Raw genomic sequence first — 1,582 nt, 5'->3', positions numbered from 1 at the left:
GGCGGACGACTGGAACAACCTCAACTGGACCCACCTCTTCGACTCCAAGGACGCCTACCTGCAGGCGACCCACGCCCCGGGGACGGTGCGCCCCCGCGTCTCCATCCCCAACAGCCAACCCCCCGAACCCGTGTGGGGCGAGAGCGCCGCCGGAACCGCCCGCCAGTGCTTCCAGCAGCCCGTCCGCGTCGTACTGCCGGCCGACCGGCTGCTGGCCCCCTGAAGAGAGAACACCGATGAACGATCTCGGCGCACTGCGCCAGGCCGTGGCCGAGGCCGAGGAACACCGCGCCCTCCTGAACACCGGAGCCACCGACGACGAACGACGCCTCGCCCGCTCCCGGCTCGGCGACGCCCGGCGGACCGTGGACGAAGAAGTGCGCACCCTCGCCGCGGAAGGCTTCGCACCACTCCTGGGCAGGCTAGACCCCGAGGTCCCGCTCGCCCTCCTGCCCGTACGCCTCGAAACCCGGCTGCGTCCGGACGAACAAGGAACGGACCGGCTGCTCGTCCGCCTCTTCCCGGACGACATCCACATCGAACAGCACGAGCAGCGCCCCACCGAGGGGGAGATCCAACAGGCCCGCCGCTACTGGCGGACCGTGTGGCGGGCAGGCCGCGCCGAGAACACCGACCGGGACCGGGAACGGCTGCTGAACGCCGCCTGGGGGCAACTGACGGGCGCGGTGGGCGCGCAGCGCGCCCGGTGGCTCGTACGGCTACTCACCCCGGAGTCCGACACCCGGCCGCCAACGCCCGTGCCGGACCCCCACGACCCGGTGCCCGAGCCGACCCTGCCCGCCGTCACGGCCCGCGGCGGAGGCTGGACCCGCGCGGCGACCGCCTCGACCCTGCCGGACATGTTCGTCGTACGCGCCTACCAGGGCGACCGACTGGTCGGCGAACAACCGGGCCTGGCAGTACCCGACGTCGTCCAGGTGGGCCCCGACCTGGACGCCGTCCCCACACCCGGCGAACCCCACCTCGACCCCGAACTGCTCTGGCTGACGAAATACGAAGAGGCGGAGCGGAAAGGCCTCGCCGTCACCGTCGAACTCGGCAACGGCTACGACCCCCACCGGGAGCCACTGCTGACCCGGGTGGTCGCCTTCGGCGTCTCCGGATCCCTCGACCCCGACGCCTCCGCCACCCGGCTCACCACACTGCTGTCCGGCCGCGAAGGACACGGCGAAGCCGCCTTCGTGCTCCAGGGCACCCCGACCAACAACCTGCCCGACGCCCGGACCCCGGCGGCGACACCCCCGGACGTCGACCGGCTGCTCGCAACCACCCCCGCCACCCCCGCCGACCCGTGGGCCAACGGCACCCGCACCGCCGCCGCCCTGGGCCTCCCCGCCGGCACACTCGACGCGCTCCCCGGCGCCGACGAACCGGAACAGGCCGACGCCCGCAACCTCCAGCTCGCACTCTGGAGCGCCACCGGCGACTTCTACCTCGACGAACTCCTCGCGAAGGACAAGGGCGGCGACGAACTCGACGTCGACCGGCGCTGGCTGCGCAGCCACCACTTCGGACACGTCCGCGCCCGCGGCCCGCTCCCCGTCCTCCGCGTCGGCCGGCA

The 1,582-nt window shown here is 73.3% G+C and carries 1 protein-coding gene and 1 pseudogene; both read left to right on the top strand.

The window, feature by feature from the left end:
• On the top strand, positions 1-223 hold a 223-nt coding region (locus tag VXC91_RS45365; protein ID WP_329513171.1), incomplete at its 5' end, for a hypothetical protein.
• Between the two features lie 13 nt (positions 224-236).
• Positions 237-1,582, top strand: a pseudogene (locus VXC91_RS45360) (hypothetical protein); the annotation flags it as partial.

Origin of the sequence: Streptomyces chiangmaiensis, from assembly GCF_036281785.1 — a bacterium.
Taxonomy (GTDB): domain Bacteria; phylum Actinomycetota; class Actinomycetes; order Streptomycetales; family Streptomycetaceae; genus Streptomyces; species Streptomyces chiangmaiensis.
This window is presented reverse-complemented; position numbering and strand designations above follow the sequence as displayed.